This window comes from Anaerobiospirillum sp. NML120511, assembly GCF_023050955.1.
Classification (GTDB): Bacteria; Pseudomonadota; Gammaproteobacteria; order Enterobacterales; family Succinivibrionaceae; genus Anaerobiospirillum.
Genome location: NZ_JALKIK010000018.1, coordinates 86,909 through 96,865 on the forward strand (window position 1 = coordinate 86,909; position 9,957 = coordinate 96,865).

The 9,957-nt window shown below is 55.1% G+C and carries 2 protein-coding genes; one reads left to right on the plus strand and one right to left on the minus strand.

What is annotated here, in order from left to right; translation table 11 throughout:
• Positions 1 to 636 precede the first annotated feature (636 nt).
• Positions 637 to 4,518, minus strand: coding sequence for a DNA (cytosine-5-)-methyltransferase (gene dcm / locus MXE39_RS06715; RefSeq protein WP_246977833.1), 3,882 nt, complete (start codon positions 4,516 to 4,518; stop codon positions 637 to 639).
• Between the two features lie 1,922 nt (positions 4,519 to 6,440).
• On the opposite strand from dcm, the gene MXE39_RS06720 reads away from it, so the two are divergent.
• Entirely contained in the window at positions 6,441 to 7,826 is a 1,386-nt protein-coding gene (locus MXE39_RS06720; protein WP_246977834.1) for a sodium-dependent transporter, read from the plus strand.
• The last annotated feature ends 2,131 nt before the right edge of the window (positions 7,827 to 9,957 follow it).

Genomic DNA, 9,957 nt, shown 5'->3' on the forward strand with positions numbered 1-9,957 from the left:
CACAGCCCTGATGGCTGCAGACTGTTTATGGCTGACCTGCCTTATAAGTGAGTCAGGCGGACAGTGCGCGTGCACAGGCTGTAAGACAGCTGTCAGCTGCAGGTCTGTGACCATGCTGATCTGAGCATAAGCCATAAAGCCTGGCCTGTGCCTGGAAGGGCTTATTTTGTCCCGAGGTAACTGTACAGAAGCCGGAAAATACATAATGGTCAGAATTTGACCTTAAGGGCATTGCACAGCAAATTATGTTCCACAGCCATATGTCAATAAGGCGGCAAAGCCCGCACGGGCGGGCTTTTTATGCAGTACAGGTGACAGAAAAACAGTGTAGTTTTAATGCCTGGATATGAGCCGGTGCAGGCGCCGGTTTGGGAGCTGTATGGCCTTTGGTCTGCAACAGCTGCTGCAGTTGCAGCCAGGTGGCTGAATGTGTGCGCCTGGCGGCCGAAGGTGAAGGTATGCCCATGGTGGCTGATTGTAAAGCGCCTGACTTTCAGTGGCCAGAAAAGCAGAGCCCCGCTACCTCAGGTGCGGGGCTCTGTGCCGGTCGTATGGCCTTGCTCACTGCTTTGCAGGTACAGCTTTGAGCGTATCTGCAGTCAGACTGGGCGGCAAGTACTGACAGTACGGCTGTGCTTACTGATCGTCAAAGTCCATGCCCTGAGGAACGAGACTGAAGATTTCATCTTCCTCAAAGATATCTGCCATTGGATCAGTGTCTACAGTATCTGCAGCCGGAATGTTTTTGACCTTTCCTTTAACAGCAGGGCGTGCCCTGGTGCTCCTGACTGCAGGAGCGGCGCCTGCAGCAGCACTCTGAGGCACAGCTTTGGCGGCGGCTGCTTTGGCAGTGCCCGCAGCTGCCGGTTTCTTTGCCGGAGCGGCTGAAGCTGCGCGGCTGGCGGCGGCGGCCTGATCTTCACCTCGGGCGCGGGCCTTTGGCTGGGCCTGTGTTTTGCCTGCACGACTGGCTGCGGATCCACTGCGGGCTTCGGAGCGGGTGCTGGCAGAGGCTTTTGCAGCCGGTCTGGCTGCAGCGCCCTGCGCAGCTGCAGGGGACTGAGACTTAGCCTTTGCCTGAACCTGAGGCTGGGCTGCTCTGGTCTTTGGGGCGGATGGCGCAGGGGCTGCCGCACGTGCTGGAGTTCTGGCAGCTGGCCTGGAGGCAGCATTGCCTGCTGATGGGGCGCGGGACGGGACCTGCTGTGAGGCCTGGGCAGAAGCTTCTGCAGCTGCCTGAGACCTGGCTGGAGCTTTGGCATTAGCTCTGGCTGTAGTCGCTGCAGCCGCTGGGGATCTGCTCTGAGCTCTGACCTGTGGCTGAGCCGGGGCTTTAGCCGGAGCATGCGGCTGAGCCGGGGCCTGTGACTTAGCCTGGGCCGGGGCTTTAGTCGGAGCATGCGGCTGAGCAGGGGCCGGGGACCTGGCCTGCTGATTGTCCTTGTGTGTTGCCGGGGCGAATCTTACAGAGTCAGATCGGCTCTGGGCTGACGGGGCAGCTGCGGTTTTGCCCGGTGCAGTGCTGAGAGCAGCTCGGGCGCGTGCAGGTCGGGCAGCGTTTCTGACCTGCTTTTCAGCCGGGGCGGCAGGTGAGCTGTGGGCCTGGGTGTCGTCCTGAGCGGTCCTGATCTCCTGGGCAGTTACATCTAATGGCTGGGCAGCTGACTTGCCCTCCATGGCATTAATGCTGGTGAGCATGAGCTGAGCCATGTCGGTAAAGACTGGCACAACAGCAGATACGGTATTGCCAAATTTGCTCAGGGCCTGAGTCTCGCTGTTAAGGGCGGAAATAGCCTCACGGGCACGGGCCAGAGCGGCATTGAGCTCATCTGCAGTGTTCTTGAGAGCAGCATTAAGCTCCTGACTGGCTCCCATGTTTTTCAGAGCCTCAATGTCGCTCAGTGCGGCACTGGCGGCGGCCTGAGCATCGGTTACTGCAACTGCAGGCAGACTGGCATTTGCAGCAGGCTGGGCTTCAGGCAGGCTGTAGTTGTCAGCTGAGGCAACATAGTCAGCGTCCTCTTCATACTGGTCATCTGCCTGGCTGTCAGACTCTGAATCAGCGTAGTCATAATCCTCATACTCAGAGTCGTAATCTTCCTGCTCATCGTAGCCGTCATCTGACTGGGCATAGCCATCATCATCTGCACAGGCATCAGCCTCTGCATCAGCCACTGCATAGCCATCATCATCGGCAGCATAGTACTCCTGGGACTCTGCTTCATCAGCAGCAACGCCATCAGCTGCGCAGTCAGACTGATGAGCTGCATACTCTTCGTCGTAGTCAGCTTCATAATCATAGTCGACCTGCTCCTGGTAATCAGGATCACTCTCCCACTGCTGGTCGTCAGCCTCAGCATAGTCAGCTTCGGCATCAGCATAGTCGACATCAGAACTGGCATCGACGGCATCGGCCTCAGCATAGTCGACATCAGCACTGGCATCGACGGCATCGGCATCAGCATAGTCAGCATCGGACTCATCATAGTCGGCATAGTCGTAGCTGCTTTCGTCACCCTCAGCGAAGTTCTCTGAGGTTTCGACAGATGCCATGTCAGCTGATGATTCATCAGAATCCTGGTAGCTGGAGGCATCGTAGTCCTCAATGTCCTGGCTTGCGCTGTCAAAGTCATCAAAGCCTGAAAGGGTGTTGCCCTCGCCTGAAACAAAGACATTGCCCGGACAGGAGTGGCTGGTAAAGGCGGCACTGATCTGAGACGGATCAATGGCAGGTACAATTTGAGCGGCCGGAATGGCATCGAGCTCGGTAAGCTTTTCGATGACCAGACGGGCCACATCTGCCATCAGAGGCACTACTACTGAGTTGCCAAACTGACGGTAGGCCTGGGTATCGGATACCGGGATGGTAAAGCTGTCAGGGAAGCCCTGCAGACGGGCGCACTCGCGTGGAGTCAGGCGGCGTGGATTGCGGCCTGGCTGAGCAATGAGAATTTCCGAGCCGTCCTTGTAATAGCGGGCGCTGATAGTACGGGTAATGCCATCGAGCGGAGCAAGGCCGTAGCCAAAGCCGTTACCGGCGGCGCGGTGCTTGGCGGCATAGCGCTGTAAGAAGCTCCACAGACGGTCAGACAGGGTGTACTTGTCAGCTACCTGCTTTTCCAGAATGTCACGTACCACCAGGGTGCGCTCGCTTGGACGCAGGTTGAAGGCAAAATCAATTCCCTGACCATAGCGCTTGCGGTCAAAGCCCACGATAACAATACGCTCACGGTGCTGAGGGACATAAAAGCGGCCATCGAGCACGGCATAGAAGACCTCATAATTGAGATCATGCAGGGCTTCCTTAATGATACTGAAAGTGCGTCCACGGTCGTGGGAGCAGAGATTTTTGACATTCTCCAGCATAAAAGCACGGGGACGGTGTCCGGCTATGATGCGGCAGACATCGAAAAAGAGCGTGCCCTGGGTCTTGTCAGCAAAGCCGGTTGCGCGGCCCATGCTGTTTTTCTTGGAGACACCGGCAATGGAAAATGGCTGGCAGGGAAAACCTGCTACCAGAATGTCATGCTGAGGAATATCGCTTACCGGGACCATGGTGATATCGTCCTGGGGTTCCATGCCAAAGTTGGCAAAGTAGGTAGTACGGCTGTACTTGTTCCACTCATTGGCATAGGCGCAGAAGGCACCGGCAGTTTCAAAGGCCAGGTGCATACCGCCAATACCGGCAAAGAGATCGATAAAACGGTACTGGCCTGGCTGGGCACCTTCACGCCAGTAAGGGTGAGGGTGACCATTGGCAATGGCAAGAGCAATACTCTCAGGGCCACGGCGGTAACCCGGAGTAGAGCGATTTCTTGGAGCGCGTGACTTGCGCACAGGTGCCGCTGCGCCGGCCTGAGCAGCAGGAGCAGAACCTGCAGCCGCAGCACCTGCAGCCGCTGCCGGGGCAGCTGATGGAGCAGCCGGGCGTGCAGCCTTTGCGGCAGCTGCCGCACTCTGAGCTGCGCGGGCGCCGGATGCTCTCTGATCTGCAGATTCAGGCAGAGGATACTTGCGTGGACGTCCACGACCACGCTTGACCGGCGCGCCGTTTGCTGAGGCGGCCGCTGAAGGAGCACCAGCCAGTGCAGCCCTGGCGGCGGCGGCAGGTGCAGCTGCTGGAGCTGCTGCGCGGGTGGCTGGGGCTGGACTGTGAGCTGATGCTGCAGTATTCATGGCTGCAGCGGCACGTGCGGCCAGAGTAGCGGCCTTGGGTGGCCGTCCTCTGCGTCTTGGGGGCGGGGCTGCAGCGGCATCGTCATCAGCTGCGCCGGGGGCAGGGCGAGCTGCATTTTGAGCTGCGCCTGCCTGACCGGCTGCCTTATCCGGGCTGCGGCGGGAGTTGCCAGGTGTATTTTGAGAGGAGCTGTCAGCTGCTGGAGCAGGTGCTGCCGGATCAAGCAGGCTGTTTAAGGCACTGCTCAGGCGTTCCTGCAGGCTCTGTCCCTGTTGTGACGACAGGGCAGCCAGCGCTTCAAAGACTTTATCATCAAGGTTTATTTTGATTTGCTTTGACATTGCTCAATCTCAAATGTATCGCCCCGGACGTAAAAAACAGAGAGGAAACAGTCCCCCTCCCGGCCAAACGGGCTTTTGCCTATACACAATAACTTTTTCATTATAGCTGAAATGCCGCCCCGGCCCCAAAGCACAGCGCTTTGTGCTGTGGCTGTGCTCTCATGGAAGAACCTGGCAGGGCCTGGCAGTATACAGGATACAGGCAAAAATCACGCCCGCCTGTGCAAAATTCAGCACAGTACACCACAACACGGTACAGCACCATCACCAAATTAGTCCCGGCAGCAGCCAGGACGTACAATTCAGCCCGGCAAACGGCGCCGCCTTACCAGCACCGCCTGCCATGGCAGATATTCCTGGCCATACCTGGCGCCTGGGCACTGCTGTCGCTACTGTCGGGCGCGTCGGTACTTTCTGTCTGGAATGTCTGTCCTGACTGTATCGCAAGTATGACGCAACTGTCCGGTACGTGGGCCTGGTCATGGTTAGTATTTTGATGTGTGACACCGGCGCGGCATCCCCCAGCCTGCCCGAGCGCGGCATCCCCCAGCCAGCCCGCGCACGGCTGGCTGCACGCGGTGGTCCGCGCATGGCAGCAAAAAGCCGGTATGGCGCAGGTGACGCACCAGCTGCAAACTGCAAGGCACCAGCTCAAGCCTGCCCCTGTTCCCGGAGGTGTGACCACTGTGGGGCAGCATGCGGTGATTGCGGCATGGCGGAGTACAGTTTAATTGCCCTGTCTGCAGGGCTGAGCTGCTCATGATGCCGGGGCTGGCTGGCCGGGTAATTTGCAGTTCATCACAGCTCAGCTGCAGCAAGGCAGGGGCGCAGCCGTTGGGGGAGGGGTATGTGATGTGGATGGAGGTGTGGCAGGGGCATGGAAGTTAAGCGTTGCTGTTGAAAAAACGCATTGTTATGCATGCCCATGCGTCAGAGCGGAGCATGGGGCGGGTGTGTGCTCCGGGAATTTTGTAATGAGTGGTTATATCGTTTACAATGGCGCACGGCGTGCCTGTTTATCAGGTCTGGTGATGGACGTGGTCTGGATCCAGGGACATGGTAAGGGCAGGTTTTTATTATGATGCTGCCTGACTTGCTGAGATCATTGTCAGGGGCTGAAACTGCACTGCAGTTACAGTCTCCCGGGTGATCTGCGCTGAAACATAGCGCAAGCGCCCCGCACATGGTGGGCTGAGCGTTAGCGCTATTTTTCCTCAGAAGTTCAGGACAGTTAATTGCTGTCAGCATATGTCCGGACAGCAGGGCTGGTAGTTTACTTGCCCGCTCCCTTTTCGGACGTGCAGACAGTACGCATTGCCTTTTGGAAGCGCTGCTTTATGCCTTAAGGCTGCACAGTGCTCCCAGTGCGCAAGGCTCTCTTCCCAGGGGCCCATGCACCGTTATTACCAGTCCGCTATTACCAGTGGCCAGCGCAACAGCAGTTCTGCTGAGCGTTCAGATAAGCTCCGACAGTGCAGCTCCCTGAGGACTTTGATCTCCGGGCAGCGGCGCCAGGCTGACACAGTACGTAAGGCCGGTGATGCCGGCTCCAGCTGACATCATGATGTCAATGGTGCATGAGAGTCAGACAGGAAGACCTTTACAGGGCTTTGCTCTGTCTGTCAGTGAGCCGGCCTGGCAACAGGTTACGGCAGATGCAGTCATGCCTGTCAGGCTCAGCCCTGCACTCTGAGCTCAATTGCCGGGCCACGCACTGCCTGAGGCTGCCTGAGGCTGCCTGAGGCAGTGATCATCAGGCTGGCGCCTGAGGCTGGCATCATGATGCAGCTGCCTGAGCCAGTCAGCCACAGGCAGGACACAGGTGCAGTGTGCATGCACTGCAGGCCCCAGAGGCAAGGTCATGCAGATCAGGATCTGGTAGCCATTGAGAGCAATGCGGTTTTAATTTTTGAGGAATTACAATGTCCAGACAGACCTGGAGCAGCCGACTTACCTACATTCTGACAGTAGCCGGCGCTACAATCGGATTTGGTGCCACCTGGCGCTTTCCCTACCTGGTAGGCGAGAATGGCGGCGGCGCTTATGTTTTGATGTTTATTCTGGTTATGCTCCTGGTGGGCATTCCTATCATTCTGGTAGAGAATGTCATTGGCCGTCGTGCCCAGACTAACAGTGTTGACGCTTTCTTCCCGGCCGGCGCCACTCACAATCCTGCCTGGAAATTCTTTGGCTATATGGGTCTGCTGGGATCCTTTGGTATTCTGTCCTATTACATGCCTATTGGCGGCTGGGTAATTTCCTATATTTACCATGTCTTCCTTGGCATGATGGGTGTAGCAGGCGGCCTTGATCTGTCAGCCCCTGTATCCAAAGAGCTGACCAGTGCTTTCTATACCGAACAGATTGAAAACTCCCCTCTGACCATCACTGTCTGTACCGGTCTTTTTGTGGTGGCCAACTGGTTTATCCTGGGCAAAGGCATTATTGCCGGCATTGAGCGCTCCGTTAAGTTCCTCATGCCTATGCTCTTTATCTGCCTGATTATCATGGTGGGCCGTAATCTTACCCTTGATGGCGCACTTGAGGGCGTAAAATTCTATCTTACCCCTGATTTCTCCAAGCTCAGTGGCAAGCTGCTCCTTGATGTTTTAGGTCAGGTATTCTTTGCTCTTTCTCTTGGTTTTGGTGTCATGATTACCCTGTCTTCACACCTGAACCGTCACGAGAATATGGCCCGTACCGCTGTGATTACCGGTCTTATCAATACCGCCATTGCTGTGCTGGCCGGCTTTATGATTTTCCCTTCACTGTTCAGTGCCGGTCTGAGCCCTGATGCCGGACCTTCCCTGGTGTTCAAGACCCTGCCTATTGCCTTCTCTAATATGGCCTTTGGTAATTTCTTTGCCATTGTATTCTTCATGCTGCTGGTAATTGCTGCACTGACCACCTCACTGACTATCTATCAGGTAATCATTTCCGTCCTCTACGAGAAGTTCCATATCCGTTATAAGGGTGCCATTAACATTACTCTGCTGAGCATTTTTGTTCTGGGCAACATTCCTTGCATCCTGTCCAATGGACCGCTGTCTGATATCACCATTTTAAACAAGTCCATATTCGACGCTTATGACTTCTTCTCAGGCAATATCTGCTTTGTTATCACCGCTCTGGGTGCCACTGTTTTCGTGGGCTGGCAGTTAAAGGAGCACTCCATCAACGAGCTTACCAATCAGCATGAGCTCAAGGGCGTGCTCTACAATGCCTGGTTCCACTACGTGCGCTATATCATTCCGGTAATCATCATTACTATTTTCATCTACGGTCTGATTCCGCTCTTCACCGCCTGATAAGGCGCCCCGGCTCCCGGCGCACTGGCTCACCAGTGCCCCGGGAGCCGGGGCTCAGCCCACAAGGCAGCCTGAGATCGATTCAGGACCTGCATAATAAAGAAGGCCTCCGGCAAGTGCCGGAGGCCTTTTTTTTTCGCCCTGAACGTCAATATTAGCCCCGCTCCCTGCCCGGCAGCTGTCCGCGCTCATACAGACTCTGCCAGCCTCATCCTCTCGCATCTAAACTCACATCATCTTTTCTGCCTCATAACCACCAGCCAATACAATCCAGTCCAGTCCAGTCCAATCCCTTACTGTCCAGGATCCTGGCCTGGCTCTGTCAGCATCTGCGGCAACATCATGTCCGCCATAAGACTGCAAATGCTCAAGCCGTCTTCATCATAATGGGTTGCGTGGCAGGCAGCTCAAAGAGCAGCTGCTGCCAGCTGCCTGTATCCATTTATTCACTATTTACAGCTTTAGAAAGCATATCATTTGTCCCTGAAGCACTTAACAAAAGTCAGCTATGCAGACATGCATTACGGTCCAGTACCATCACACGCAGTTAATGACTGCAGGGAGAGCTTCAACCTGAAAAAGCGGGCGCATGCCTGTAATGCTGCCCAGGCTTACGGATATGCATAAGAATGCACAAGTACTGTTGCCGATGCCAATGCCGATGCCAATGCCAATGCCGATGCTGTAGATGGAGCGGCAGCTGGCAGTACGAGAGATGACGGTGTGTCGTTGACATAGATAAGGTCAGGTGAAGATGCATTCAGATGTCGGGTGCGGGCAAATACAGAATGCAGTCAGCTGTGGGAGGGCGGGCAGTGAGCTCATATCTTGCCCACTTGCTGATAAAGAATTGAAGGGATAAAGGCAAAAAGCCGTCCTGAAATCAATCAGGACGGCACATGTTGCAGTGGTCCTGACAGGCAGGTACTGCAGCTGGCCTCGAAGTTGAGGCCGGATAATAAAATAATGTTCCGGGACTGTTCTGCCATTACTGTAAACAGCAGAGTATCAGCTGACCGTGACAGTTAAGGCCTGCTGGAGCTGGCAGGACTCTCTGTGTTGAACCTGCCTGGCTCTGGACAGTGTGGAATGACATACCTTGGCCTTGCGTGATAAGGCATATCATTGCAGCACTTCTGTCGCTGAGAAAATACATGCTGCAAAATGAAACAGCATAGAGATCTGAACATTCTGAAAAGAGTGTGCAGATCATGGACAAGCCTTAACTGACCCGGACGGATACGTATTATCGATACGTCAAGAGCATTTATCATTGCTTTCCGTCCGACCGGCACGGTTGGGCAACCGCGCAGGCCCTGCTGCCTGGTCTTAAGACCTGGGCAGGTGGAGGATATCATTATCCCCCTGTAACGTAGCTGCAGGCAGGCACAAAAGTATCCTGTGAAGAGATACTCAACAGTAAGACAGATAAGCCTTACCATGTGCCTGTGAATAATGAATGCATGCCATAACAGTAAGTAAAGACTTACCATCCCCGGGTAAGGACATGCTCAAATATCTGCTTATTTGCAGCTCTGAGATCAGACTTGAGATCTGAGATCAGGCTCATGCATAGCCATCCCCTGATTGGGCATGGTGTAATGCTCATTACTGACATCATTTACTTATATGGATCCAAAAGCTTTATAAAGCAAAAGTCAGTACTTTAAAAGCAGATTCGATGCGCACAGGGCTCATATATGTATATGTGGCCGGAAAGCCTGCAACGCAGGGTCCCCTCATGAAATAGCGCAAAGAGTTATTACAGCTCGTAAAACCAGATCCAGTTGTTAAAACCGGATCTCAGGTACATCCGATATCGCACCGTCTTTGAGTGAAAACAGGGCAAAACGAATTTTGATATTTTGGGTACGTTCAACATTATGCTGTGTATTGCATGACCAGTCAACAGGGCAACAGCTGTAATGGCACACAGCCAGCGGCGTCAGCCCCAACGGAGCGACAGCGGCCCCGCATGCAAGCAGCGGCATCAGCCTCAACGAAGCAACAGCTGTAATGGCACACAGCCAGCGGCGTCAGCCCCAACGGAGCGACAGCGGCCCCGCATGCAAGCAGCGGCATCAGCCTCAACGAAGCAACAGCTGTAATGGCACACAGCCAGCGGCGTCAG